The 24,515-nt window shown below is 72.6% G+C and carries 21 protein-coding genes and 2 pseudogenes; 17 read left to right on the forward strand and 6 right to left on the reverse strand.

Annotated features, from left to right (window positions below; all coding sequences use genetic code 11):
- Together ACH9D2_RS09280 and ACH9D2_RS09285 are read right to left on the reverse strand one after the other, a co-directional pair.
- Nucleotides 1–1,800: an L-lactate permease gene (locus tag ACH9D2_RS09280; RefSeq protein ID WP_396362551.1), complete on the reverse strand. Its 1,800-nt coding sequence runs from the start codon at nt 1,798–1,800 to the stop codon at nt 1–3.
- A gap of 108 nt (nt 1,801–1,908) precedes the next feature.
- On the reverse strand, nt 1,909–3,279 hold the full coding sequence (locus ACH9D2_RS09285) for an FAD-binding oxidoreductase (RefSeq protein WP_396362555.1): 1,371 nt from the start codon (nt 3,277–3,279) through the stop codon (nt 1,909–1,911).
- Between the two features lie 416 nt (nt 3,280–3,695).
- Here ACH9D2_RS09285 and ACH9D2_RS09290 point away from each other — a divergent pair, with 416 nt between their 5' ends.
- The 4 genes from ACH9D2_RS09290 (at nt 3,696) to ACH9D2_RS09305 (ending at nt 8,106) form a co-directional block, all read left to right on the forward strand.
- Nucleotides 3,696–5,117 (forward strand): sensor histidine kinase, encoded by a 1,422-nt coding sequence (locus tag ACH9D2_RS09290; RefSeq protein ID WP_396362556.1) that lies wholly within the window; start codon nt 3,696–3,698, stop codon nt 5,115–5,117.
- On the forward strand, nt 5,117–5,821 hold the full coding sequence (locus ACH9D2_RS09295; RefSeq protein ID WP_396362557.1) for a response regulator transcription factor: 705 nt from the start codon (nt 5,117–5,119) through the stop codon (nt 5,819–5,821). Before ACH9D2_RS09290 ends, ACH9D2_RS09295 begins: the two co-directional genes overlap by 1 nt.
- On the forward strand, nt 5,818–6,708 hold the full coding sequence (locus tag ACH9D2_RS09300) for a hypothetical protein (RefSeq protein ID WP_396362558.1): 891 nt from the start codon (nt 5,818–5,820) through the stop codon (nt 6,706–6,708). The genes ACH9D2_RS09295 and ACH9D2_RS09300 overlap by 4 nt, the downstream gene beginning before the upstream one ends.
- A 69-nt stretch (nt 6,709–6,777) precedes the next feature.
- Nucleotides 6,778–8,106 carry an MFS transporter gene (locus ACH9D2_RS09305; protein ID WP_396362559.1) on the forward strand — a complete coding sequence of 443 codons (1,329 nt, stop codon included), beginning with the start codon at nt 6,778–6,780 and terminating at the stop codon, nt 8,104–8,106.
- A gap of 30 nt (nt 8,107–8,136) precedes the next feature.
- Here the strand turns inward: ACH9D2_RS09305 and ACH9D2_RS09310 are convergent, their stop codons facing one another.
- Together ACH9D2_RS09310 and ACH9D2_RS09315 are read right to left on the reverse strand one after the other, a co-directional pair.
- Nucleotides 8,137–9,168, reverse strand: a complete 1,032-nt coding sequence (locus ACH9D2_RS09310) for an NAD-dependent epimerase/dehydratase family protein (protein WP_396362560.1) — start codon at nt 9,166–9,168, stop codon at nt 8,137–8,139.
- A 27-nt stretch (nt 9,169–9,195) separates the two neighbouring features.
- Nucleotides 9,196–9,459, reverse strand: coding sequence for a DUF3072 domain-containing protein (locus ACH9D2_RS09315; protein ID WP_396362561.1), 264 nt, complete (start codon nt 9,457–9,459; stop codon nt 9,196–9,198).
- Nucleotides 9,460–9,632: 173 nt separating this feature from the next.
- Between ACH9D2_RS09315 and ACH9D2_RS09320 the strand changes: the two genes are divergently transcribed.
- Nucleotides 9,633–10,169 (forward strand): hypothetical protein, encoded by a 537-nt coding sequence (locus ACH9D2_RS09320; protein WP_396362562.1) that lies wholly within the window; start codon nt 9,633–9,635, stop codon nt 10,167–10,169.
- Nucleotides 10,170–10,173: 4 nt separating this feature from the next.
- Nucleotides 10,174–11,004 (forward strand): RibD family protein, encoded by an 831-nt coding sequence (locus tag ACH9D2_RS09325; protein WP_396362563.1) that lies wholly within the window; start codon nt 10,174–10,176, stop codon nt 11,002–11,004.
- 19 nt (nt 11,005–11,023) lie between these two features.
- Here ACH9D2_RS09325 and ACH9D2_RS09330 read toward each other — a convergent pair whose 3' ends face one another.
- Nucleotides 11,024–11,806, reverse strand: a complete 783-nt coding sequence (locus tag ACH9D2_RS09330) for an SDR family NAD(P)-dependent oxidoreductase (protein ID WP_396362564.1) — start codon at nt 11,804–11,806, stop codon at nt 11,024–11,026.
- A gap of 194 nt (nt 11,807–12,000) precedes the next feature.
- Here ACH9D2_RS09330 and uraD point away from each other — a divergent pair, with 194 nt between their 5' ends.
- From uraD to pucL, 3 genes are all read left to right on the forward strand, one after another.
- On the forward strand, nt 12,001–12,498 hold the full coding sequence (gene uraD, locus ACH9D2_RS09335) for a 2-oxo-4-hydroxy-4-carboxy-5-ureidoimidazoline decarboxylase (protein WP_396362571.1): 498 nt from the start codon (nt 12,001–12,003) through the stop codon (nt 12,496–12,498).
- Complete coding sequence (uraH, locus tag ACH9D2_RS09340) at nt 12,495–12,821, forward strand: hydroxyisourate hydrolase (protein WP_396362565.1); 327 nt, start codon at nt 12,495–12,497, stop codon at nt 12,819–12,821. Before uraD ends, uraH begins: the two co-directional genes overlap by 4 nt.
- A gap of 67 nt (nt 12,822–12,888) precedes the next feature.
- Nucleotides 12,889–13,800, forward strand: a complete 912-nt coding sequence (gene pucL, locus ACH9D2_RS09345; protein ID WP_396362566.1) for a factor-independent urate hydroxylase — start codon at nt 12,889–12,891, stop codon at nt 13,798–13,800.
- Between the two features lie 83 nt (nt 13,801–13,883).
- On the opposite strand, the gene ACH9D2_RS09350 is transcribed toward pucL, so the two are convergent.
- On the reverse strand, nt 13,884–14,660 hold the full coding sequence (locus tag ACH9D2_RS09350) for an IclR family transcriptional regulator (RefSeq protein ID WP_396362567.1): 777 nt from the start codon (nt 14,658–14,660) through the stop codon (nt 13,884–13,886).
- Nucleotides 14,661–14,962: 302 nt separating this feature from the next.
- On the opposite strand from ACH9D2_RS09350, the gene aceB reads away from it, so the two are divergent.
- The 8 genes and pseudogenes from aceB to allB all read left to right on the forward strand — a co-directional run.
- Nucleotides 14,963–16,576: a malate synthase A gene (gene aceB, locus ACH9D2_RS09355; RefSeq protein WP_396362568.1), complete on the forward strand. Its 1,614-nt coding sequence runs from the start codon at nt 14,963–14,965 to the stop codon at nt 16,574–16,576.
- Nucleotides 16,573–17,913 carry a DUF6986 family protein gene (locus ACH9D2_RS09360; protein WP_396362569.1) on the forward strand — a complete coding sequence of 447 codons (1,341 nt, stop codon included), beginning with the start codon at nt 16,573–16,575 and terminating at the stop codon, nt 17,911–17,913. Before aceB ends, ACH9D2_RS09360 begins: the two co-directional genes overlap by 4 nt.
- Nucleotides 17,910–18,731 carry a bifunctional allantoicase/(S)-ureidoglycine aminohydrolase gene (locus ACH9D2_RS09365; RefSeq protein WP_396362570.1) on the forward strand — a complete coding sequence of 274 codons (822 nt, stop codon included), beginning with the start codon at nt 17,910–17,912 and terminating at the stop codon, nt 18,729–18,731. Before ACH9D2_RS09360 ends, ACH9D2_RS09365 begins: the two co-directional genes overlap by 4 nt.
- A 133-nt stretch (nt 18,732–18,864) precedes the next feature.
- Complete coding sequence (locus ACH9D2_RS09370; protein WP_396362572.1) at nt 18,865–19,659, forward strand: TIM barrel protein; 795 nt, start codon at nt 18,865–18,867, stop codon at nt 19,657–19,659.
- A gap of 27 nt (nt 19,660–19,686) precedes the next feature.
- A pseudogene (locus tag ACH9D2_RS09375) lies at nt 19,687–20,610 on the forward strand (2-hydroxy-3-oxopropionate reductase); the annotation flags it as partial.
- 91 nt (nt 20,611–20,701) lie between these two features.
- Nucleotides 20,702–22,048, forward strand: a pseudogene (locus ACH9D2_RS09380) (thiamine pyrophosphate-binding protein); the annotation flags it as partial.
- A 51-nt stretch (nt 22,049–22,099) separates the two neighbouring features.
- Nucleotides 22,100–23,317, forward strand: coding sequence for a glycerate kinase (locus ACH9D2_RS09385; RefSeq protein WP_396362573.1), 1,218 nt, complete (start codon nt 22,100–22,102; stop codon nt 23,315–23,317).
- 176 nt (nt 23,318–23,493) lie between these two features.
- Nucleotides 23,494–24,515, forward strand: a 1,022-nt coding sequence (gene allB, locus ACH9D2_RS09390) for an allantoinase AllB (RefSeq protein ID WP_396362574.1), incomplete at its 3' end; no start/stop codon positions are given.

Consider the following 24,515-nt stretch of genomic DNA (forward strand, 5'->3'; position numbering starts at 1 on the left):
TCAGACGCGGGAGCGGGTGTTGCCCCGTTGCTGGGTCGGTGTGTCCGTGCGCCAGAGTCGGTGGGCCAGGAGGGCGAGTCCGGTGATGAGCAGGACCAGCATGATGGTGCCCAGGTTGAGGCCCAGGCCGTGGATGAAGAGGTAGGCGACCGCGCCGCCGGCGAGGCAGTAGTAGGTGGTCACGATGATGGTCTTGCGCAGCAGGTCTCCTTCGCGTCCGAGCAGTCCCACGGTGGCGGAGGCGGCCACGATGTTGTGGATGGCGATCGGGTTGCCACCGGCCCCGCCGACGGCCTGGGCGGCGACCACGAGCTCGGGGCGCTCCAGGCCGATCGCGGCACCGGTGGAGAACTGGAACTGGGAGAACGTCAGGTTGGACACGGTGTTGGACCCGGCCACGAAGGCCCCCAGCGCCCCGATCCAGGGCGCGATCAGCGGCCAGGAGCTGCCCGAGATCGCCGCGGCCCCCTCGGCGAGGGTGACCGGCATGCTGGAGAGCCCCGAGTCGTTGAGGGCCGGGCCGGACTGGATGAGCACGCGCACCAGCGGCACGGCGAAGAGCAGCGCGGCGGCGGTGCCGGCGAGCTGACCGGCCGAGATCTTCAGCGTGCGGGCGATCTCCCGGGAGTTCATCCGGTGCAGCGCGTAGGCGAAGAGGGAGGCCAGGATCATGAGGAACCCCGGCAGGTAGAACGGCTGCACGGTGGTGGTGATCTCGGTGCCCAGGATGTTCTCGAACGGGATCGCCAGGCCGGTCAGGAACTCCTTCAGCGGGGCGATGACCCGGGTGGCCACCAGCAGCCCGGCCATCAGGGCGTAGGGGGCCCAGGCCCGGACCACGCTCATGTGCGTGGACACGTCCGTGGCCTGGGCCGGCTCGATGGTGCCCATCCAGCGGGCGGGCCACTCGGCGCGGGGGCCGAAGTCGAAGGTGTCCTGGGGCATCAGGAAGCCCTTGCTGGAGGTGAGCATCACCAGCACCAGGCCCAGGAGCCCGCCGAACATCGCGGGGAACTCGGGCCCGAGGAAACGGGCCACCAGCACGTAGGGAACGGTCATGGCCAGGGAGGCGTAGACCGCGAAGGGCCACACGGCCAGTCCGTCGCGGAAGCGGCGGTCGGGGCCGAAGAACCCGGTGAGCATGCTCACGAGGATCAGCGGGATGAGGATGCCCACCACGGCGTGGATGGCCGCGGTGTAGAAACCGATCGAGCTGACGAACTCGGGCATGGTCACGCCCAGGGCGCTGACGCGCTCGGCGACCGCGGGATCACCGCCCAGGCCGTTGGTCACGCCCACCAGGATGGGGGTGCCGACCGCTCCGAAGCTCACGGGGGTGCTCTGGATGATGAGACCGACCATGACGGCGGCCATCGCGGGGAAGCCCATGGCCAGCAGCAGCGGGGCGACCACCGCGGCCGGGGTGCCGAAGCCCGAGGCGCCCTCGATGAAGGACCCGAAGAGCCAGCCGATGATGATGGCCTGGACCCGCCGGTCGGCGGAGATGTTGTTGAACCCGGCCCGGATCGTGGCCATGGCCCCGCCCACCGTGAGGGTCGACAGCAGCAGCAGCGCCCCGAAGACGATGTAGAGCAAGGTGACGGCCACGACCAGGCCCTCGATGGTCGCCGCCAGCACCCCGGTGAAGCTCATCCGCCACACCACCAGCGCCACCACCACCGCGGTGAGATACCCCACCGGCATCGCGAACTTGGCCGGCCACCGGAACCCGGCCAAAAGCACGCCCACCAGCAGGATGGGCAGCAGAGCCAAAAGGCTCAGCACAGCAAGATTGTCCACGGAAAGGTCCTTTCTGACCGGGATGTGGAGTACGGGGAGGCATGCGGCGGCCCGGGGCCCTCGCGGGTCCGGACCGCCGCCGGTTCGGTGGTCCGCGGATGCCGGGGGTCAGATGGCCTTGCCCGGGTTCAGGATGTTGTTCGGGTCGAGGGCGGACTTGATGCGGTGTTGCAGATCGCGGGAGACCTCTCCGACCTCGGCGGTGAACCAGTCCTTCTTGAGCAGTCCGACGCCGTGCTCGCCGGTCAGGGTGCCGCCGAGACTCTGGGCGAGCTCGAACATCCGGCCCAGGGCGTCCTTCGGGGCGCCCTGGGTGATGGACTCGTGCTCGGCGACGACGATCATCGGGTGCAGGTTGCCGTCGGCGGCGTGCGCCACCGTGTAGATGTCGACACCGGTGTCCTGCGATATCCTCTCGATCCCGGTGACGATCTCGGCCAGTCGGTTGCGCGGCACGCCCACGTCGCCGATGGAGGTGCGGCCCAGCTTCTCGAGCGAGGGGATCGCGTCCCGGCGGGCCTGGACCAGAGCCTCCGCCTGCACCGGGTCCTCGGCGATCAGGACCGAGTCCGCGAAGGGCTCGATGGCCCGGAGCACCACGTCGCGCTCGATCTCGGCGCCGAATCCGTCCGTCTGCGCGAGGAGGAAGGCCTCGCCCCGGCGGCGGTGGTCGGTGCCGGTGGCGAGGTCGATGGCGCCCAGGGTGGGGCCGTCGACGAGTTCGAGGACCGAGGGGGTGGCGCGGGCCGCGACCACGGCCGAGGCCGCCGCCGCCGCCGTGGCGACGTCCCGGAAGTAGGCGGCCACGGTCGCCGTGGCCACGGGGGCCGGCCGGAGCCGCAGCGTCGCCTCGACCACGACGCCCAGGGTGCCCTCGGAGCCGATGAACAGGGCGTTCATGTCGTAGCCGGTCACGGCCTTGATGGTCTCGGTCCCGGTCACCAGCACCCGGCCGTCGGCGAGGACCACCTTGAGGCTGAGCACCGACTCGCGCGTCACGCCGTACTTGGCGCACCGCATACCGCCGGCGTTGGTCGCGATGTTGCCGCCGATGGAGCAGATCGCGGTGCTCGCGGGGTCCGGTGCGTAGAACAGGCCGTGCTCGGCTGCCGCCGCGTTGAGGTCGGCGTTGAGCACGCCCGGTTCGACGACAGCGATCTGCTCGACCGGGTCGATCCGCAGGATCCGGTTCATCCGCCGCACGTCCAGGACGATCTCGCCGCCGCACGCCGAGGCGCCGGCCGCGAGGCCGGAGCCGGCACCTCGCGGAACGATGGGGATCCGGTGCTCGTTGGCCAGCGCAAGGGTCTCGACCACGTCCTGCACCGACTCGGCCTGGACGACGCCGTCCGGCAGCGTCGGGGGGACGTAGCCCGAGCGGTCCGTCCGGACGAGCTCGAGTTCGGCGGTGTCCCGCGTGAAGCGGGGCAGGCCGGCGAGAACCTCGGAGAGATGCTGGCTGGAGGTGTTGCTGGTCATCGGTCGCCTCCTTGCGACGTCAGGCGCGGCCGCCGCCCGGTGCGCCGCCCCCGCGGGGACAGATGGGAGGGCGAGCGCCCGGCAGTGGTGCGGGGCCGCGAGAAGGTTGCGGGTCAGGGCGAGGAACGGAGGTCGGGTTCTCGGCAACGAGCACGCCGGCACGATGATCGACACACCGCTTATCCGTATCGTGGAATCCGTTTTCTAGCTGATGAAAACAGTAGGGAATAGTGTGATCTACGTCAATGACCTGCGTCACGTGACCGTTGTGTTGCGGACATCGCCGTGGCGGTCGTGCCACCGGTCGGCGGGAGGAGCGCTTCTCGGCCCGGCTCTCGACGGTGCGGAAAACCCCACCTGTAACAGGTGGAGAACGTCGCAGTGGAGAAGGCCTGCGCGACCGTAGCGTGAAGAGCATGAGCACACCGCACGACACCAGGCCCCTGCCGCCCGCACCGTGGAGCGGCCCCGGCCACGAACCCCCGCACGACCCCGGCGCCGGCCCCGGGAGCCCCGACGACGCCCACCGACCCGCGGGCGGCTCCCGGGCCGCCGGCCCCGCTCCCGGGTTCCGGGAGTGGGGACCGTGGTCCCCCAGGACCCTCTTCTTCGGCACCACCGACCTCGTGGTGGACGCCGCGCTGGGCACGCTGTGGCTGACCGCCCTCGTCTCCCTGGTCTCTGCCGGCTTCGCCTCGCTCGCCGCCCTGGTGGGCGTGGTCCTGCTCGTGGCCGCGATCTACGCGGTCCGCGGCGTCGAGTGGGTCGAGCGCCGCCGCACGCAGGCGGCGTTCGGGCTGCACCTGCCCGGCCCGCGCCGGCGCCGCTCGCCCCGCACCGACGGCTGGCGGATCTTCCACCAGTGGTGGCTGGACGTCTCCGACCCCGCGTTCTGGACGGGCCTGCTGCACCTGCTCCTCACCACCGTCCTGGGCTGGGTCGCCGTGGCCGCCCTGGCCGGCACCGGCGCCGCCGTGGCCCTGGCCCTCGCGCCGCTGTACGCGGCCCAGAACAACCCGCTCTGGCCCTCCGACGTGGTCGGGACATGGCCGGACTGGGCCGTGGTCCTGGCCGGGATCACCCTGGCGCTCCTCGGGCTGCTCGTCGTGGTCCTCGCCGTGGCCGCCCACCGGGGCCTGTCACGGCTGCTGCTGCGGGTGGACGAGGCGGCGGAGCTGCGCCGCCGGGCCGCCGAGGCCGCGGCCGCCCGCGAGACCGCGGTCCGGGGCGCCCGCACCGAGCGCTCCCGGATCGAGCGGGACCTGCACGACGGCGTGCAGCCCCAGCTCGTGTCCGTGGCCATGAACCTGTCGATGGCGCAACGCCGGATCGACCACGACCCGGCCGGGGCCAAGGACCTCATCGGGGAGGCGCACGCCACCACGAAGGCCGCGATCGCCGAGCTGCGCCGCCTGGCCCGCGGCTTCCACCCGGCGGTCCTGGAGGACCGGGGCCTCGACGCCGCCCTCTCCGCCGTGGCCGCCCAGTCCCCCGTCCCGGTCGCCGTGGACGTGCGGGTGCCACGGCTGGCGCCGGAGACGGAGGCCGCCGTGTACTTCGCGGTCTCCGAGGGCATCGCCAACATGGTCAAGCACGCCCACGCCGGCGCCGCGTCGGTGCGGGTGGGCCTCGAGGACGACCCCGCGGGCGGCACCCGCGTGGTCGCCCGGGTCGCCGACGACGGCCGCGGCGGCGCCGTGGTGGTCCCCGGCGGCGGCCTGTCCGGGATCGCCGACCGGATCCGCTCCGCGGGCGGGCACTTCTTCCTCGACTCGCCCGCGGGCGGGCCGACCGAGCTGACCGTCGAGCTGCCGGTCGCCCGGGGGGCGGGATCCTGATGCGCATCGTCATCGCCGAGGACGCCGTCCTCCTGCGCGCGGGCCTCGTCCGCCTGCTCACCGAGGCCGGCCACGACGTGGTCGCCGACGTCGACACCGCGGAGGACCTGCTGAAGGCCGTCGAGCAGCACGAGCCCGACTTCGCCCTCGTGGACGTGCGGCTGCCGCCGACGTTCACGGACGAGGGCATCCGCGCCGCCGTCCTGGTCCGCTCCCAGCACCCGCGGATCGCGGTGCTCGTGCTCTCGCAGTACGTCGAGGAGCGCTACGCCTCGGAGCTCATCGCGTCCCGCCGGGACGGGCTGGGGTACCTGCTCAAGGACCGGGTGGCGGACGTCGACCAGTTCCTCGAGTCGGTGGAGACCGTGGGCGCGGGCGGCACCGTCCTGGACCCGGAGGTCGTCTCCCAGTTGCTCGTGCGCTCGCGGCACCGGCAGGACCTGGACCTCCTCTCCCCGCGGGAGCACGAGGTGCTCGGGCTCATGGCCCAGGGGCTCTCGAACGCCTCGATCGCCGCGAACCTGTTCCTCACCGAGTCCTCGGTGGAGAAGCACATCCGCTCCGTGTTCACGAAGCTGGGCCTCGCCCACGAGGACGGTGGCAACCGCCGCGTCCGCGCGGTCCTGCGCTACCTCGGCTACCCGGACCCCGGGCCCGGCCACCCCGCCCCAGCCCACCAGTCGAACCAGGAGTTCCGGCCATGAGCACCCACCCCGAGCACCCCTCCGCCCAGGACGTCGTCAGCGAGAACGAGCGCACCGCCTGGCTCGTCCCCACCGCCGTGCTCGGCGGCATCGGCGCCCTGCTCCTGCTGGGCGCCGGCGGCGCGGCCGCGGCCGCGTCCCTGTCCGTCCAGGAGCACCGGGTGGACACCACGGTGACCGAGTCCGTGGACACGGTGGTGGTCGACGGACGGTCGGCCGTCATCGAGGTCGTGACGGCCGACGTCCCGGAGCTGCGGGTGGAGTCCGTGTACGCCGGCTTCCAGCTCGAGAGCGCCCCCGAGCCCCGCGTGGAGGACGGCCGGCTGAGCATCGACGCCCTCCCGTCGAACTCCTGGCCGGGCGCCGGCAGCGGGATGCACGTGCGGGTCACCGTCCCGGCCGGGGACGAGCCCGTGGACCTGCGGCTCTCCGGGGACGCCGGCGCCCTGAGCGTCGAGGGCGACTTCGACGACGTCCGGCTCGACACCGAGGCCGGCGTGATCGAGGTGAGCGGCAGCGCCCGCGCCCTGTGGGCGGCCTCGGAGGTCGGCGCCGTCGACCTCGACGGGGTCCGGGTGCGCGAGGACCTGGACGTGCACACCGAGGTCGGGGCCACCGAGGTCCGGCTCCTCGGCGAGGCCCCGCGGCGGGTGTCCGTCACGACGAGGGCCGGGGCCATCGAGGCCACGGTCCAGGACGCCGACTGGTGGGCCCCGGTGGTGGCCGGCGCGGACGAGCGCGAGCCCGAGGACCTGACGGCCGCCACGGTCTGCGCCGCCGCCCCCGGCGACCGCCCCTGCCTGTACGTCTCCTCGGCCGTGGGTGCGGCGGAGATCACCTACGGGGACGGCTCCTCCACCCCGGGCAGCGGGGCGCGCGAGCGGTAGACTGGGCCCCGTTGTCCGGGTCGGGCGCACCGGGAGGGGGGACGGTGCGCACATCCTCCGAGGACCCCTGTGCGCCCCCTCACCACCTCCGTCACCGCTGAGCGCGCCGCCGCCCCCGCACCCGCCGCGGAGCGCCCCGCGGCCGCTCAGCACCGCACCGGCCGCCCGACGACGCCCTCGTCCGGCGGCCGGTACGCCCGGCTCGTGCACCTCGCCGGGCGCGACTTCCTGCCGGTCGCCTTCGTGGCCCGTCTGCCCCTGGCCATGCTCACCGTCGGGGCGCTCACCCTCGCCACCGCCGTCAGCGGCTCCTACGTCGTCGGAGGCCTGGCCGCCGGCGCCGTCGGGATCGGTTCGGCACTGGGCGGGCCCCTGATGGGCCACCTCGCCGACCGGCTCGGCCAGCGGATCGTGCTGCTGGTCTCGGCCCTGGCCCACGCCGTGGCCATCGGGCTGCTGCTGGTCACCGCCTACGCCCCCGCGGGGCCGGTGGCACCGGCCGTGCCGCTGCTCGTCGGCGCGTCCCTGCTCGTGGGCGCCACGTGCCCCCAGGTGGGCCCGATGGCCCGGGTGCGGTGGCGGGGGCTGGTCGGCGGGAACCGGCGCGAGCTGGACACCGCCCTGTCCTACGAGTCCACCGCCGACGAGTTGACCTTCGTGCTCGGCCCGGCGCTCGTGGGTCTGCTGGCCTCCTTGGTCGCCCCGTGGTCCCCCTTCGTCCTCGCGGCGGTCCTGACGCTCACGATGGTCACGTCCTTCGCCGTGCACCCCACGCGCCTGGTGGTCCCGGCCGTCTCGCGCGAGGACCGGCGGCGGGCGGCGGCCCGTCCCGTCACCGCCCGCGAGCGGCTCCTCGTGCTGCTCCCCGTGCTGGGGATGGTGGCCATGGGCGCGTTCTTCGGCGCCGTGCAGAACGGTCTCAACGCCTTCGGCGGCGAGTTCGGCATCCAGAGCGCCACCGGGCTGCTCTACGCCGTGCTCGGCATCAGCTCGGCGGCCGCGGCACTGTCCGTGGCCTGGTGGCCCCAGCGCTTCCGGCCCGCGTCCCGCTGGGTGGTCAGTTCCGTCGCCATGGCCGCCTTGAGCCTGCTGTTCCTCCTGCCGAGCGGGATCGGGCCGATGCTCGTGGTGCTGCTGCTCGCCGGGCTGCCCCTGGGTCCCGCCATGGTCACGATCTACACCATCGGCGGGGACGTCGCCCGGCCGGAGCGGCTGGGCACGGTCATGACGATGCTCGCGAGCGGCGTGGTCCTCGGCGCCGCCGTGGGCGCAGCGCTGGCCGGGCTCATGGCCGAGACCGCCGGGCACCGGGGCGCGTTCGCCGCCGCGGTCGGCGCGGCCTGCGCCATGGTCCTGGTCAGCGCGGTGCTGGCCCTGCTCCAGCGCCGGAGCCGCTGACCGGGGACACCTCCGGGGCGCCGGGTCCGGCTACACCAGGGGTGACGTGGGCCGGTGCTCCCGGTTGCCGAGGCCCTCGCGGTCGTCGAGGTGGTCCACGACCTGGCGGAGCGCCTCGAGCGAGCTGACGGTCTCCGACCAGCCCGTGACCTCGCGGATCCGCGTGGTGTCCATGATCGGCACGGCATCGGCGAGATCGATCCAGCCGGGGTCGGTGGGCTGCAGCCGCAACCGGTAGGTGATCGCCACGAGCGCACGGACCAGGGCCGGCGGAACGGGCAGGACGCGCCGGGCGCCGAGCACCTGAGCCACGCCGTCGGCACCGAGCACCGGCTCGGCCGCGACGTTGAACGCCCCGCCGGCCCGGTGCTGGATGACCCGCCAGAACGCGTCCGCGACGTCGTCGGTGTGCAGCGTCTGGAAGCGGAACTTCTCCGGGAAGGGCAGCACGGGCAGGCGCAGCCGGGCGATCAGCCCCTTGGGCGCGAGGGCGCCGAGGAAGTAGTCCCCGATCTCCGGGGCGGCGTCCGTCTGGAACAGGAAGCCGGGCCGGAGCCTGGTCACCACGATCCCGGGATGGGCCTCCTCGAAACGGTTGAGCACCGCCTCCGTCTCCGCCTTCTGCACGTTGTAGTGCGACGTCTCGACCCCGCCGACGGGCCAGGACTCGTCCACGGTCCGGTCCTTGGGGCCGGGGCTGTAGGCGCCGAGCGATGAGGGGTAGACGATCTGGGGCACGCCGGCGAGCACCACGGCGTCGAGCACGTGGACGAGACCGTCCACGTTCGTCTCGTGCATCAGGGCGAAGTCCCGGTTCGGGCGGATGAGCCACACGAGGTGGATCACGGCGTCAGCGCCGCGCAGGATCTCCGCCAGCGCCGCGGTGGACTCCTTCGCGGCGACGTCGACCGTGTGCCACTCCACGCCGTCGTAGGGCTCCCCGTCCCGCTCGGGCCCCTCGCGGGAGACCCCGACGACGTGCGTGACCTCCGGCGCGGCGTGCAGCCGGCGGAGCACCGCGGTGCCCACGTTGCCCGTGGCTCCCAGGACGACGATCTTCACGGTGCTCCCCCTCCGCCGGTGCAGGACCTACTGGTCCTGGACCCGGCCGCTCTCGCCCTGCAGGCGGTCGATGTGCTTGGACGCCTCGGCCTTCGTGAGGTCGGCCGGCAGCTCTTCCCCGGCCTCGCGGGCCAGGGTGTCGAGGTAGCTGCGCTGCGCACTGGTCATCGGCTCCTCACCGGTGGCCCAGTCGTCCGGGTCCCGGTCGAGCCCGCTGCCCGGTTCGGGGCTGGAGGCGCCGAGGGTCTCCTGCTCGTCGGGGTCGGGGGCTCCGCTCGCGTTCTCAGTCATGCGCCCATGATAGTCATGCCCCTTATGGTTCCGGTCGCCGCACCGGTCCTGCCGCTGGGAGGACGGAGTCAGTAGGCTGGGGAATCGAGGAGTTCCACGGGCGTCACCGGGGTGCCTGACGAGCGACCCGGCACTGTCCCTTCCAGGCGCCTCCCACGAACGAGGAGAAGCAGATGAGCGAGCAGCCACGCACCGGGCCGAACGGCACCGCGGGCGCAGGAGTCCAGTCCGACAAGCTCGAGGCCTACATGCTCGGGCACTACATGGGCGCCCTCTCCGGGGTGCGGCTCTTCGACGAGGCGGCTTCCACGTGGGCCGGCACCCCGTACGAAGGGCGGTTCACCGCGTTCGTCGGCGAGATCAAGAACGACATCGACCGCCTCGAGGCGATGCTCGACCGCCTGAGCTCCGGCCGGCGCCACGTGGCCAAGGCCCTCGGGACCGTCACCGGCATCGCCTCCCGGCTCAATCCGCTGAGCCGGATCCGGGAGCGGGCCGGCATCGCCGCCCACGGGGAGCTCGAGATGCTGCAGTCCCTGGTGGTCGCCAAGCGCAGCATGTGGGCGACGCTCCTGGAGCTCGCACCCGTCGAGCCGCGACTGGACGCCGAGGAGCTGAGGAAGCTCGAGGCCGACGCCGCCGACCAGTACGACCGCCTGCGGACCATCGCCGAGGAGACGGCCCAGGACCGATTCCTCGCCCGGGACTGACCCCGTGACCGAGAACCCCCTGCCCCGTGGCACTGGGGGCGCCCCGCCGTCCGCGGACGACGACGACGCCTCCGGCCCGGCCGCGGCCGGCTCCGCCACCGATGCCGCCTGGCAGGCCCTGCTGGCCGGCCGGACCACCCCCGTGCCGGCACCCGGGGCGGAGCTCGCCGAGCGCTACGGACCGCTCGTGGCGCACCGGGGCCCCCTCGTCCTCGCCCAGCTGGGACAGAGCCTGGACGGGTTCATCGCCTCCCGCACCGGGCACGCCGAGTTCGTGACCGGCCCGGAGGACCGGGAGCACCTGCACCGGCTGCGCGCGCTCGTGGACGCCGTGGTCGTGGGCGTCGGCACGGTCGTCGCCGACGACTGCCGGCTGACCGTCCGCGCCGTGCCCGGCCCCCACCCCGTGCGGGTGGTCCTGGACCCCTCGGCGCGGACCCCGCCGGCCTCGGCCGTGCTCACGGACGGCGCGGCGCCCACCCTGTGGATCGTGGGCGAGCACGCGGACGTGCCGGTGGCGCCGGGCCCGCACGTCGCGGTGCTGCGCGTGCCCGTGGGCGAGCACGGTCTGGCGCCCCGGGCCGTGCTCGAGGCCCTGGCCGGACAAGGCCTGCAGCGGGTGCTCGTGGAGGGCGGCGGACGCACCGTCTCGAGGTTCCTCGAGGCCGGAGCGCTGCACCGCCTCTACCTCACCACCGCGCCCATGCTCATCGGGGACGGGGTGCCCGGCATCCGGTTCCGCGGCGCGGACCACCTCTCCGGGGCACTGCGCGCCCCGGTGCGCCGCTTCGCGCTCGGCGACGACCTCTGCACCGAGCTGACCTTCCGCCCCTGATCGGCCTCGCCGGATCCGGTCAACCGCGTCCGGCGAACGGCATCCCGGAGGCGGTGAGCACGAGCGAGTTCACTGTGGCGGACGCGGGGAGCTCGGCCATCATCAGCACCGCCCGCCCCACCTCCTCGACGGGGAAGCTGGGCTCCGGGCGGAGCGTGCCGTCGGCCTGCAGGGCGCCGCCGTCGGTGCCCAGACCCGCCAGCAGCTCCGTGGCCGCGTTGCCGATGTCGATCTGCCCGCAGGTGATGCCGTAGGGGCGGCCGTCCAGGTCCAGGGACCGGGTGAGGCCGGTGACGGCGTGCTTGCTCGCGGTGTAGGCCGAGGACAGCGGCCGGGGCACGTGCGCGGAGATCGAGCCGTTGTTGATGATCCGCCCGCCCCGGGGGCGCTGTTGCTTCATGATCCGGAAGGCCTGCGCCGAGCACAGGAACGTTCCGGTGAGGTTGACCTGCAGGGTGCGCTGCCACTCCTCGGGGTCGATCTCGTCCACCTCACCGCGGGGTCCGAAGGTCCCCGCGTTGTTGAACAGCACGTCGATCCGCCCGGTCAGCCGCTCGATCTCCCGGAAGGCCGAGGACACGCTCTCCGCATCGGCCACGTCCACCGGCACGATCCGGGCGCCCGGGACGCCCGCGGCCGTCTCCACCAGCGTGTCCCGGCGGCGGCCGGCCAGCACCACGACCCACCCGGCGTCGAGGAAGGCGCGCGCCACCGAGCGGCCGATCCCGGAGCCGGCTCCCGTCACCACCAGCACCTTTCCCGCCGCCCCCGGGTCCTCGCGGCGGTCTCCGTCGTCGTCCATCCCGTGCTCCTCCCCCGCCTCGCGGCCCTTCGGGGGCGAGCGTGAGACGGTCGTTCCACAACCGGCAATTTTCCGCCAGCACTTGGTAACAGGCGGAGGACAGCATTGACTTGGATCAAGTGACCCACTTCACTGAGTCCTTCAGAATTATTGTTTCACACTATGGAATGACAGAAGGGACGATGACGTACCCGATGCATCTCATCCAGTTCAACTCCCTCAGCCGGCCCGAGGCGGTCGAGGCGATCCGTACCGCGCTCGACATCCCGCGCTGGCTGGAGGCGGTGGTCGACGCCCGGCCCTACTGGCACCATGACGCCCTGCTCGGGATGGCCCGCACCGCAGCACGGCCGTTCACGCCCGAGGAGATCGAGGGTGCGCTCTCGCACCATCCCCGCATCGGCGAGCGCGCCGAGGGGTCCCACCGGGAGGCCCGCTTCTCCCGCGCGGAGCAGTCCGCGGTCGACCCCGCGGACACCGACGTCCAGCGGCGCCTGCGCGAGGGCAACCTCGCCTACGAGGAGAGGTTCGGCCAGGTGTTCCTGATCCGCGCCGCGGGGCGCACCCCCGAGGAGATCCTCGAGAACCTCTCCGCCCGCATGACCAACGACCCCGGGACGGAACAGGCTGTGGTCGCCGACCAGCTGCGCCAGATCGCGCTCCTCCGACTCGAAGGACTCGTCACCCCATGAGCTTCGTCACCGCCCACGTCCTCGACTCCGTCACCGGCACCCCTGCCCAGGGGATCGCCGTGGCCCTCGAGGCCCCCGACGGCACCTCCATCGCGACCGCCGAGACCGACGCCGACGGCCGCGTGCCCGAACTGGGCCCAGAGACCCTGGAATCCGGCGACTACCGGATCACCTTCGCCACGGGAGAGTACTTCGCCGGCAGGAACCAGCCGACGTTCTACCCCTTCGTGACGGTGAACTTCACGGTGCAGGCCGCGGCGAGGCACTACCACGTGCCGCTCCTGCTGAGCCCGTTCGCCTTCTCCACCTACCGGGGCAATTGACCCAGGAGTCGACGGGCCCGCCCGTCTTCGACCGCCCCACCGACCGTCTTCTCCGAGGAGCTGCGTCATGACCGACGTCACCACCCGCACGAGCACGGACGCCGTCGTCCTGGGAGCCAACCAGTACGGCAAGGCCGAGAACCACGTCGTGCGCGTCAACCGCGACACCGACCGCCACGAGATCCGCGATCTCGTGGTCACCTCGCAGCTGCGCGGCGACCTCGAGGCCGTGCACACGGAGGGCGACAACGCCCACTGCGTGCCGACCGACACCCAGAAGAACACCGTCTTCGCCTTCGCGCAGCAGTACGGGATCGACTCCCCCGAGGCGCTGCTGCTCAAGCTCGCCGACCACTTCACCGGCGAGTTCGAGTGGATCACCGGCGGCCGCTGGGCCGCCCAGGAGTATGCCTGGAACCGGATCGACGACCACGACCACTGCTTCGTGCGGAACAAGGACGAGGTGCGCACCGCGGTGGTCGTGGCCGAGGGCGGTTCGCGGACCGTCATCTCCGGATTCAAGGACCTCACCGTCCTGAAGTCCACCGGGTCCGGCTTCGCGGGATACCCCCAGGACAAGTACACGACGCTGGCCGAGACCGAGGACCGGATCATGTCCACCGACGTGGCCACCCGCTGGCGCTACAGCACGACCGACGTGGACTTCGACGCCGTCTACGAGGACGTCAAGAAGATCCTCCTGAGCAAGTTCACCGACCACTACTCCCGGGCGCTGCAGGAGACCCTCTACCTCATGGGCAGGGCCGTCATCGAGGCGCACCCGGAGATCGACGAGATCAAGTTCTCCTGCCCGAACAAGCACCACTTCGTGTACGACCTGGACTTCTGCGGCCTCGAGAACGACAAGGAGACGCACTACGCGGCGGACCGCCCCTACGGACTCATCGAGGCGACGATCCAGCGCAGGGGCGCGCCCGGGAACGAGCACGCCTGGTCGGGCATCGCCGGCTTCTGCTGATCCGGCGCACTCGGGGACGGACCCGCCACCTGCGGGATCGCCGCGACCATCCCCAGGACCATCGTGGTGCTCGTGACCGGGACTCAGGCGCGGCGCGCGACGGGCGGGGGCATCAGCTCCGCCGCGATCGCCTCGGTGGCGCGCCGCAGCGCGGGCACCGCCCGGCGGCCGAAGTCCTCGTCGACGCGGGAGACCGGGCCGGAGACGGAGATCGCCGTGGGCGTCGGGGCACCGGGCACGGCCATGGCATAGCAGCGCACCCCGAGCTCCTGCTCCTCGTCGTCGACCGCATAGCCCCGCTCCCGGATCCGTGCGAGGTCCGCGAACAGCTCCTCGACGGTCCCGAGGCTCTTCGCCGTGGGAGTGGGCATGCCGGCGCCGGTCACTATCGCGCGCACCCGGTCGTCGGGCAGCGTCGCGAGGATCGCCTTGCCCACCCCGGTGTCGTGGGTGCCCGCCCGGCGGCCCACCTCGGTGAACATCCGCATCGACCGGCTCGACTGGGCCTGGGCGATGTAGACGACCTCCTGTCCGTCGAGCACGGCGATGTTCGCAGACTCGCCGAGCTCGTCCACGAGCTCGTCCAGCTTGGCCCGGGCCGAGGAGCCGAACTGCCGCCCCGCCGCTTCCCCGAGGGGGATCAACCGGGGGCCGAGGGAGTAGTTCCGGTTGGGCAGCTGGCGCACGTATCCGGAGGGCACGAGGGTGCGCAGGAGCCGGTGGATGGTGGGCAGCGGGAGTTTCACGGCGGCCGAGAGCTCGCTCAAGGACATGTCACCCCCGGCCGCGGTGATCACCTCGAGAAGCTCGAACACCCGCTCCACCGCTTGCACACCGCCCGATGCAGGTCGTGTGGTCATGATCTTCCGATCTCCTGTCCGTCCGTGTCCGTACAGCTTGACACCTGGCGCCGCCGGCGGGACACCGTGGCGTGAGGCCGGTCACCGGGAGACCTTGCCAAGCCGTCACCGGTCCCCATATTATCCATTATACGGAATTTGAATTCCGCCATACGACTGAAATGGCCGCCCTGTCCCGACTACGGGGGTTCCTACGGCAGCCCCCGACCCCGGACCCGCGATGATCTCGCGGCCGGGCTTCGACCGGGGGCCGAACCCACCCCGACCCGAGTCACACACCCCAGCCGCCGAGGAGGCACCCCATGACCACCAGCACCATCGAGCACATCCTGCCCACGGGCCACGACCGCGCCGGGGAGATCCTCACCGACGAGGCCCTCCAGTTCGTCGCCGAGCTGCACCGCCGCTTCGCGCCGCGCCGCGCCGAACTGCTCGGTGTGCGCGAGGAGAACCGCAGCCAGGCCGCTTCCGCCGGACGCCTCGACTTCCTCCCCGAGACCAAGGAGGTCCGCGAGGGCGACTGGAAGGTCGCCCCTGCCCCCGCAGCGCTGCAGGACCGCCGCGTCGAGATGACGGGGCCCGCCTCCCCTGCCAAGATGGCGATCAACGCCCTCAACTCCGGGGCGAAGGTGTGGCTGGCCGACCTCGAGGACGCCTCGAGCCCCACCTGGTACAACCAGGTCGACGGTGTGCTCAACCTCCGGGACGCCGCCCTCGGCACCCTCGAGCACACCTCCCCCGACGGCAAGAGCTACGCCCTGCGCGAGGACGCCCCGCTCGCCGTGGTCGTCGCGCGCCCCCGCGGCTGGCACCTGCCCGAGTACAACGTCACCGTGGACGGGCAGCCGGCCTCCGGCTCGCTCGTGGACTTCGGCCTGCACTTCTTCCACACGGCGAAGCCGCTGATCGCCAACGGCCAGGGCCCCTACTACTACCTGCCGAAGCTGGAGTCCTACCTCGAGGCGCGGCTGTGGAACGAAGTGTTCACCTTCGCCGAGGAGTACCTGGGCATCGACCACGGCACCATCCGGGCGACCGTGCTGATCGAGACGATCCCCGCGGCGTTCCAGATGGAGGAGATCCTCTACGAGCTGCGTGACCACGCCTCCGGGCTCAACGCGGGGCGCTGGGACTACCTGTTCAGCATCATCAAGTACTTCCGCGACGCCGGCGAGCAGTTCGTTCTCGCGGACCGCTCCACGATCACCATGACCGCACCGCTGATGCGCGCCTACACCGAGCTGCTCGTGAAGACCTGCCACCGCCGCGGGGCCTTCGCGATGGGCGGCATGGCCGCGTTCATCCCGAACCGCCGCGAGCCCGAGATCACCGAGGCCGCGATCGAGAAGGTGCGCGCCGACAAGACCCGCGAGGCCACCGACGGCTTCGACGGCTCCTGGGTGGCCCACCCGGACCTCGTGCCCGTCTGCCGCGAGGTCTTCGACGGCGTGCTGGGCGAGAAGCCCAACCAGGTGGACCGCCTGCGCGAGGAGGTCCGGGTCAGCGCCGAGGAGCTGCTCGACGTCGCCAGCGCCGGCCGGGTCAGCACGCAGAAGGAGCTCGCGGGCAACCTCTACGTGGCGATCCGCTACACCGCCGTGTGGCTGTCCGGCAACGGCGCCGTGGCGATCCACAACCTCATGGAGGACGCGGCGACCGCCGAGATCTCCCGCTCGCAGGTCTGGCAGCAGATCCAGAACGCCGTGGTCTACGAGGACACCGGCAACAGCGCGACCCGCGAGCTCGTGGGGGCGGAGCTGGAGCGCCAGAAGGAGACCCTGCGCGGCGAGGTCGACGCCGAGACCTTCGAGAAGTACTACGAGCCCGCCGCGCGCCTGGTCGCGGACCTCGTGCTCAGCGAGGACTACATGGACTTCCTCACGCTCCCGGCCTACGACGTCCTCGAGGGTCGGTGAGCCCTGAGGACGGCGTCCTGGGCGCCGCGTTCGACGCCGTCGCCGCGCAGCGGCTGGCGGGGACCGACGCGCTGCTCGAGCACTCCTACCCCGGGGACACGGGGACCCGCCAGCCGGTGCACACGGTCTACGTGCCCGCCGACGCCTTCCACCCGGACCTGCCGCGGCAGTGGGGCCGGCGGGCGCTCGAGGCCGCCGGGGGGACGGGGGTCCGCGCGCTCGCGGCCGCCGTCGCCCCGGCCGGCCTGGACGAGGTGCTCGTGGACCGCGTGGCCGGGGCCGTCGAGCACAAGCTCGCCGCGGAGCCGATCGAGGACCTGCGCATCGACTTCGAGGACGGCTTCGGCGACCGCGGGGACGAGGAGGAGGACCAGTACGCCCGGCGGGTCTCCCGGGACCTGGCGCTGGCCGTGCGGGACGGGGCCGCGCCCCCGTTCGTGGGCATCCGCTTCAAGTGCTTCGAGGCGTCGACCCGCGCCCGGGGCCTGCGGACCCTGGACCTCTTCCTCACCACCCTGGTGCGCGAGGGCCGGCTCCGGGAGTCGGGCCACAGCGAGGACGGGCTGCCCCGCGGCCTCGTGCTCACCCTGCCCAAGGTGAGCACGCTCGAACAGGCGCAGGTGATGGTGGAGGCCTGCGGGCGCCTGGAGCAGGGCCTGGGGCTGCCGGACGGCCGGCTGCGCTTCGAGGTGCAGATGGAGACCGCGCCCATGCTCATGGGCCCCGACGGGCGGTCCGCGATCGGGCCCATCGTGCACGGGACCGGGGGACGGGTGGAGGCCCTGCACTACGGGACCTACGACTACTCCGACTCCCTGCAGATCGCCGCCGAGTACCAGTCCATGGAGCACCCGGCGGCCGATCACGCCAAGGCCGTCATGCAGGTGGCCGTGGCCGGCACCGGGGTGCGCCTGTCGGACGGGTCCACAAACGTCCTGCCGACCGGCGACGAGCAGCAGCGACGGGCCGCGTGGGCCCTGCACGCGCGGCTGGTCCGCCGCTCCCTGGAACGGGGCTTCTACCAGGGGTGGGACCTGCACCCCGCGCAGCTGCCCACCCGGTTCCTGGCGACGTACTTCTTCTACCGCCAGGGCTTCGACGCCGCGGCGCGCCGCCTCAGGAACTACGCTCACCGCGTCGAGTCGGAGATCATGGACGAACCCGCCACGGCCCGTGCACTGGCCCGGTTCGTCCACCGCGGTGTGCTCTGCGGGGCCGTGACGGAGGCCGAGCTGGAGGACGCGGCGGGGCTCGACGGACGGGCGCTGTTCGCCCTCGCCCACCCGAAGGCCGCCGCGGGCTCCGCGGCCTCGACGACCGGAGGTTCTCGCGCATGACCGAGCGCACGTACTACGCCCCGCACGGCGGGCACCCGCCGCAGACGGACCTGCTGACCGACCGCGCCATGTTCACGGAGGCCTACGCGGTGATCCCGCGCGGGACCATGCGGGACATCGTGACCAGTCGGCTCCCGCTCTGGGACGACACCCGGGTCTGGGTGCTCGCCCGGCCCCTGTCCGGCTTCGCCGAGACCTTCTCGCAGTACATCGTGGAGGTCGCCCCCGGCGGCGGCAGCGACCGCCCCGAGACGGAGTCCGGCGTCGAGGGCGTACTGTTCCTCATGGAGGGGACGCTCACCCTGACCGTCGACGGCGAGGAGCACCAGCTCGCTCCCGGCGGCTACGCCTTCCTCCCGCCGGAGTGCGAGTGGACCGTGCGCAGCACCGGCGGCGAGCCCGCACGCCTGCACTGGATCCGCAAGGCCTACGAGTACGTCCAGGGCATCGAGGTTCCGGAGCCGTTCGTCACCAACGAGCAGGAGGTCGAGCCGACCCCCATGCCGGGGACCGACGGCAAGTGGGCGACCACGCGCTTCGTGGACCCGGACGACGTCCGGCACGACATGCACGTGACGATCGTGACCTTCGAGCCGGGCGCGGTGATCCCCTTCGCCGAGACCCACGTCATGGAGCACGGCCTCTACGTGCTCGAGGGCAAGGCCGTCTACCGGCTCAACCAGGACTGGGTCGAGGTCGAGGCCGGAGACTTCATGTGGCTGCGCGCCTTCTGCCCCCAAGCCTGCTACGCCGGCGGCCCGGGCCGCTTCCGGTACCTGCTCTACAAGGACGTCAACCGGCAGATGAAGCTGCGCTGACACAGCGGCTCTCCGCCCCGCCCACCGACCGGACCCCGCGCCGCCCCTGCGAAGGCGGCACGGGGTCCGTCCTTGTCTGGGCCACGACCCGCGGGATTCATCCATTCCGGAACATGAAATTGTGAGGACCTCGATGTACTGCACCGTCAACTGCTCCATCCTGTTCACGGATCTGCCGCTGCTCCAGCGTCCCGCCGCGGCGAGGGCTGCGGGCTTCGACGCCGTCGAGTTCTGGTGGCCGTTCGAGACGTCCGTTCCCGCGGACCACGACGTGGACGCGTTCGTGCGCGCGATCGACGACGCCGGGGTGCAACTGTCCGGGCTCAACTTCCATGCCGGGAACATGCCGGGCGGGGACCGGGGTCTCGCGTCGTGGCCCGCCCGCTCCCAGGACTTCGTGGACAACCTCGACGTCGTGGCGGGGATCGGCGAGCGCACCGGCTGCCGTGCGTTCAACGCCCTGTACGGCAACCGCCAGGAGGGCGTGGACCCGGCGGCGCAGGACGAGCTGGGGGTCGAGAACCTCGCCCGCGCCGGACGGGTCGTGGCCCGCTTCGGCGGCACCGTGCTGCTCGAGCCGCTCTCGGGCGCCCCCGCCTATCCGCTGAGGACCGCCCAGGACGCCCTCGACATCATGGCGAAGGTCCAGGACGCCGGCGTCGACAACGTCCGGCTGCTGGCCGACTTCTACCACCTGGCCGTCAACGGGGACGACGTGGAGGCCGTCATCGAGGCCCACGCCGCCGAGTTCGGGCACATCCAGATCGCCGACGCCCCTGGCCGCCACGAGCCCGGCACCGGTGGGCTGCCCCTCCAGCGGTGGATCACCCGCAGCCGGGAGCTCGGCTACACCGGCCGGGTCGGTCTCGAGTACCAGGCCTCCCAGGAGGACCCGTTCGCCTGGCTCTCCCCCGTCACGACCGTCTGAGCCCACCACCGACAGCACCAGCACCACGAGGAGCGCATCATGACCACCGACGCCACCACGAACGCCACCACCGCGACCCGTACCGTCGCCGTCATCGGTCTCGGGATCATGGGCCTGCCCATGGCCCGGAACCTCGTCTCGGCCGGGCACGACGTCGTCGGCTTCAACCGGTCGCGGGACAAGGTCGAACGGCTCGTGGAGGCCGGCGGCCGGGGCTGCAGCAGCGTGGCGGAGGCCGTCGCGGACGCCGACGTCGTCCTCACCGTGGTCCCGGACTCCCCCGACGTCGAGGCCGTCGTGGAGGGCCCCGACGGCGTGTTCGAGATCGCCGCTCCGGGCACCGTGTGGATCGACGCCTCCACCATCCGCCCCGACGTCTCCGTGCGCCTGGCCGAGCAGGCGCGGGCCAAGGGCCTGCGGCCCCTCGACGCCCCCGTCTCCGGCGGGGAGCAGGGCGCGATCGACGCGGCGCTGTCCATCATGGTCGGTGGCGAGGAGGCCGACTTCGAGGCCGCCCGCCCGGTGCTGGAGGCTGTGGGGAAGACCCTGGTGCACGTGGGCCCGTCAGGGTCCGGCCAGACCCTGAAGGCCGCCAACCAGCTGATCGTGGCCGGCAACATCCAGCTCCTCGCCGAGGCCGTCGTCTTCCTCGAGTCCTACGGTGTGGACACCGGCGCCGCCCTGGAGGTCCTCGGCGGCGGCCTGGCCGGATCCAAGGTCCTGGACCAGAAGGGGCAGAAGATGCTGGACCGCGACTTCGCCCCGGGCTTCCGGCTCGAGCTGCACCACAAGGACATGGGCATCGTGACCGCAGCCGCCCGCGAGGCCGGTGTCACCGTCCCGCTGGGCGGGCTCGTCGCCCAGCTCGTCGCCGCCACGGTCGCTCGCGGCGACGGAGGGCTGGACCACTCCGGGCTCTTCAAGCTCGCCGAGGAGCTCTCCGGCCGCTGACCCCGCCGCACCCCACCGCGCTGTTCTCCGGCCCGTTCCCGGGTCCCGTTCCCGGGTCCCGTTCCCGGGTCCCGTTCCCAAGGAGTTCACCATGGCCAGAATGCGCACGGTCGACGCCGTCGTCACCATCCTCGAGAAGGAGGGCGCCACCGAAGCCTTCCCTTCGGCCTGCCCGGCGCCGCCATCAACCCGTTCTGCTCGGCGATGCGCGCCCACGGCGGCATCCGGCACACCCTCGCCCGGCACGTCGAGGGCGCCTCGCACCTGGCGGACGGCTACACCCGCGCCACCCCCGGCAACATCGGGATCTGCGTCGGCACGTCCGGCCCCGCCGGCACCGACATGATCACCGGCCTCTACGCCGCCTGGGCGGACTCCGTCCCGATCCTGTGCATCACCGGCCCGGCCCTGCTGGACCTGCCCCTGGACGTGCAGCTCACCGAGATCGAGTTCGACATGCACGCCTACGAGCCGATGCGCCCCGACCGTCCCGCGGCCCACCCGGGTCCAGGCCGAGAAGACCCTCGAGATGATGTTCGCCGCGCAGCGCCCGCTCATCGTGGCCGGCGGCGGGATCATCAGCGCGGACGCGTCCGAGAAGCTGGTGGAGCCGGCCGAGCTGCTCGACGTCCCCGTGATCCCCACGCTCACGGACTGGGGCGTCATCCCCGACGACCACCCCCTGATGGCGGGCATGGTGGGACTGCAGACCTCCCACCGCTACGGCAACGCGACGTTCCTGGAGTCCGACTTCGTGCTGGGCATCGGCAACCGGTGGGCCGACCGGCACACCGGCGGCCTGGACACCTACACCGCCGGCCGCAGGTTCGTGCACATCGACATCGAGCCCACCCGGATCGGGCGGGTGTTCTCCCCGGACCTCGGCATCGTCTCGGACGCCGGCCAGGCCGGCCCCCTGGGCTGGACCGGGCCCGCAGCCCTCGGCGTGGTGCGCGGCGAGCCGGGGCAGACCGTGGTGGCTCTCTCGGGGGACTACGACTTCCAGTTCATGGTGGAGGAGCTGGCCGTCGGCACCCAGTTCAACCTGCCCTGCCTCCACGTGGTCGTGAACAACTCCTACCTGGGCCTGGGCCTGGGCCTGGTCCGCCAGTCCCAGCGCGGGTTCAACATGGAGCAGAACGTGTCCCTGGCGTTCGAGAACATCAACTCGGCCGAGACAAAGGGTTATGGTGTGGACCACGTCAAGGTGGCCGAGGGGCTGGGCTGCAAGGCTGTGCGGGTGACCGACCCGGAGAAGCTGCAGGAGTCCTTCGCCGAGGCCCACCAGCTGCTCGAGCGCTACCAGGTCCCCGTGGTGGTGGAGGTCGTCCTGGAGAAGGTCACCAACATCTCCATGGGCACGGAGATCGACGGTGTGGTCGAGTTCGAAGAACTTTCCGCGCACACGGCGGACGCCCCGACCGCGATCGCCTCGCTCGACCGACCCGCCGGCCGCGTGCCGGCACCCGACCAGGACAGGAGGATCGACGTGCGCATCGTCGTCGCCCCGGACAAGTTCAAGGGCTCGCTCGAGGCCCCCGACGTGGCCGCGGCCCTCGAGGTCGGGTTCCGCTCGGTGGACCCCTCGATCGAGGTGCTCCGGCTGCCCGTGGCCGACGGCGGCGAGGGCACCCTCGAGGCCGCCCTCGGCGCCGGGTTCACCGCGTGGCCCGTCACGGTGACCGGTCCCGTGGGACAGCTGGTCGAGGCCGAGTTCGCCCTGCGGGACCGCACCGCGGTCGTGGAGATGGCCCTCGCCTCCGGGCTCGCGGCTCTGCCCGTGGACGAGCACGGGGAGCCCGTCCTCGACGCCGCCGGCGCGACCAGCCGCGGCACAGGCGAACTCGTCCGCGCCGCCCTCGACGCCGGGGCCGAGCGCGTGGTCCTCGGCGTCGGGGGCAGCGCCTGCACCGACGGCGGGGCCGGGCTGCTGCAGGCCCTGGGCGCCCGGCTGCTGGACGGAGAGGGCGAGGAGCTGGACCGGGGCGGGGCCGCCCTGGCCCGCCTGGACCGGGTGGACCTCGCCGGCCTCGACCCGCGGCTGGCCGGCACCGAGTTCGTCCTGGCCGCCGACGTCGACCACCCGTTGCTCGGCGAGCACGGGGCCGCGGCGGTGTTCGGCCCCCAGAAGGGTGCCGGACCCGAGCTGGTGCGCGAGCTCGACTCCGCCCTGACCGTCCTGCGGGACCGGCTGGCCGACGCCCTCGGCGAGACCGCCCGGCGCGCGGCCGACGCCCCCGGCGCCGGCGCGGCCGGGGGTGTCGGCTTCGCGGCGCTCGCCGTGCTCGGTGCCCGCCGCCGCCCCGGCGTCGAGGTGGTCCTGGAGTTCGTGGGCCTCGCGGACCGTCTCGCCGGCGCCGACCTCGTGGTCACCGGCGAGGGCAGCCTGGACGAGCAGTCCCTCGGCGGGAAGACCCCGCTGGGGGTGCTCGACACCGCCCGTTCCGCGGGCGTGCCCGCCGTGGCGGTGTGCGGGCGGACCACGCTGGAGTCGCACGTCCTGCGGGAGGCCGGGTTCCTGGAGACCTACGCGCTGACCGACCTGGAGCCGGACCCGCGTACGTGCATGCGGGAGGCCGGGCGGCTGCTCGAGCAAGTGGGCGCCCGGCTCGCCCGTGAGCTCCCCGGGCTGCTCGAGAGGGGGCGGCCTCCGCTCCCGGACACGGCGCCCGGTGCGAACACTGCCGACCCGAGGGAGCATCGATGACGCAGCGGCGCCCCGGGCAGGCCCACCGGCCGCAGACCGGCGGGGACGTCAACGACCCGGAGCGGATCCAGCGCCTCATCGCCCAGTACCGCCGGGAGCACGGCCTGCCCGAGGAGGCCGCGGACGCCCCCCGCACCGGTGCCGACCACCACGGGATCGACCTCGTGGTGCGCGGGATGAACGTCTCCTGCGGCACCGGGTTCCTCCCCCGGGAGATCGGTGTGCGGGACGGCCGGATCGTGGCGGTCGAGCCGCTCGGCGCCGGGCTGACGGGCCGCGAGGTCGTGGAGCTCGCCGACGACGAGACCTTGCTGCCCGGGCTGGTGGACACCCACGTGCACATCAACGAGCCCGGCCGCACCGAGTGGGAGGGCTTCGCCTCCGCGACCCGGGCCGCCGCCGCCGGAGGCGTCACCACGGTCCTGGACATGCCGCTCAACTCGATCCCGGCGACCGTGAACGTGCCGGCCCTCGAGTACAAGCGCCTCTTCGCCCAGGACAACGTCTTCGTGGACGTCGGCTTCTGGGGCGGGGCGATCCCCGGCAACACCCCCGACCTGCGCGGGCTGCACGACGACGGCGTCTTCGGCTTCAAGTGCTTCCTGCTGCACTCCGGGGTGGACGAGTTCCCGCACCTGGAGGCCGACGAGATGGAGGAGGACCTCGCGGAGATCAAGACCTTCGACTCCCTGATGATCGTGCACGCGGAGGACTCCCGGGCCATCGACCGGGCCCCGCAGCCGGAGGGGGACCTGTACCAGAACTTCCTGGCCTCCCGGCCGCGCGGGGCGGAGAACCTCGCGATCGCCGAGGTCATCGAGCGCACCCGCTGGACCGGAGCGCGGTCGCACATCCTGCACCTGTCCTCCTCGGACGCCCTGCCCATGCTGGCCACCGCCAAGCGGGACGGCCTGGACATCACGGTCGAGACCTGCCCGCACTACCTCACCCTGCTCGCCGAGGAGGTCCCCGACGGCGCCACCGCCTTCAAGTGCTGCCCGCCCGTGCGGGAGGCCGGCAACCGCGAGCTGCTGTGGGAGGGCCTGCTCGACGGGACCATCGACTTCATCGTCTCGGACCACTCCCCCTCGACCCTGGACCTGAAGGACCTGGACAACGGGGACTTCGGGGTGGCGTGGGGCGGGGTGTCCTCCCTGCAGCTGGGGCTCTCCCTGATCTGGACCGAGGCCCGCCGCCG

Origin of the sequence: Kocuria rhizosphaericola, from assembly GCF_044462205.1 — a bacterium.
Classification (GTDB): domain Bacteria; phylum Actinomycetota; class Actinomycetes; order Actinomycetales; family Micrococcaceae; genus Kocuria; species Kocuria rhizosphaericola.

What these genes read in the sequence shown, in the direction of transcription:
- ACH9D2_RS09285 (WP_396362555.1), bottom strand. Translation starts at nt 3,279, where the DNA reads ATGACCAGCAACACCTCCAGCCAGCATCTCTCCGAGGTTCTCGCCGGC.
- ACH9D2_RS09290 (WP_396362556.1), top strand. Translation starts at nt 3,696, where the DNA reads ATGAGCACACCGCACGACACCAGGCCCCTGCCGCCCGCACCGTGGAGC.
- ACH9D2_RS09295 (WP_396362557.1), top strand. Translation starts at nt 5,117, where the DNA reads ATGCGCATCGTCATCGCCGAGGACGCCGTCCTCCTGCGCGCGGGCCTC.
- ACH9D2_RS09300 (WP_396362558.1), top strand. Translation starts at nt 5,818, where the DNA reads ATGAGCACCCACCCCGAGCACCCCTCCGCCCAGGACGTCGTCAGCGAG.
- ACH9D2_RS09315 (WP_396362561.1), bottom strand. Translation starts at nt 9,459, where the DNA reads ATGACTGAGAACGCGAGCGGAGCCCCCGACCCCGACGAGCAGGAGACC.
- ACH9D2_RS09320 (WP_396362562.1), top strand. Translation starts at nt 9,633, where the DNA reads ATGAGCGAGCAGCCACGCACCGGGCCGAACGGCACCGCGGGCGCAGGA.
- ACH9D2_RS09330 (WP_396362564.1), bottom strand. Translation starts at nt 11,806, where the DNA reads ATGGACGACGACGGAGACCGCCGCGAGGACCCGGGGGCGGCGGGAAAG.
- uraD (WP_396362571.1), top strand. Translation starts at nt 12,001, where the DNA reads ATGCATCTCATCCAGTTCAACTCCCTCAGCCGGCCCGAGGCGGTCGAG.
- uraH (WP_396362565.1), top strand. Translation starts at nt 12,495, where the DNA reads ATGAGCTTCGTCACCGCCCACGTCCTCGACTCCGTCACCGGCACCCCT.
- pucL (WP_396362566.1), top strand. Translation starts at nt 12,889, where the DNA reads ATGACCGACGTCACCACCCGCACGAGCACGGACGCCGTCGTCCTGGGA.
- ACH9D2_RS09350 (WP_396362567.1), bottom strand. Translation starts at nt 14,660, where the DNA reads ATGACCACACGACCTGCATCGGGCGGTGTGCAAGCGGTGGAGCGGGTG.
- aceB (WP_396362568.1), top strand. Translation starts at nt 14,963, where the DNA reads ATGACCACCAGCACCATCGAGCACATCCTGCCCACGGGCCACGACCGC.
- ACH9D2_RS09365 (WP_396362570.1), top strand. Translation starts at nt 17,910, where the DNA reads ATGACCGAGCGCACGTACTACGCCCCGCACGGCGGGCACCCGCCGCAG.
- ACH9D2_RS09370 (WP_396362572.1), top strand. Translation starts at nt 18,865, where the DNA reads ATGTACTGCACCGTCAACTGCTCCATCCTGTTCACGGATCTGCCGCTG.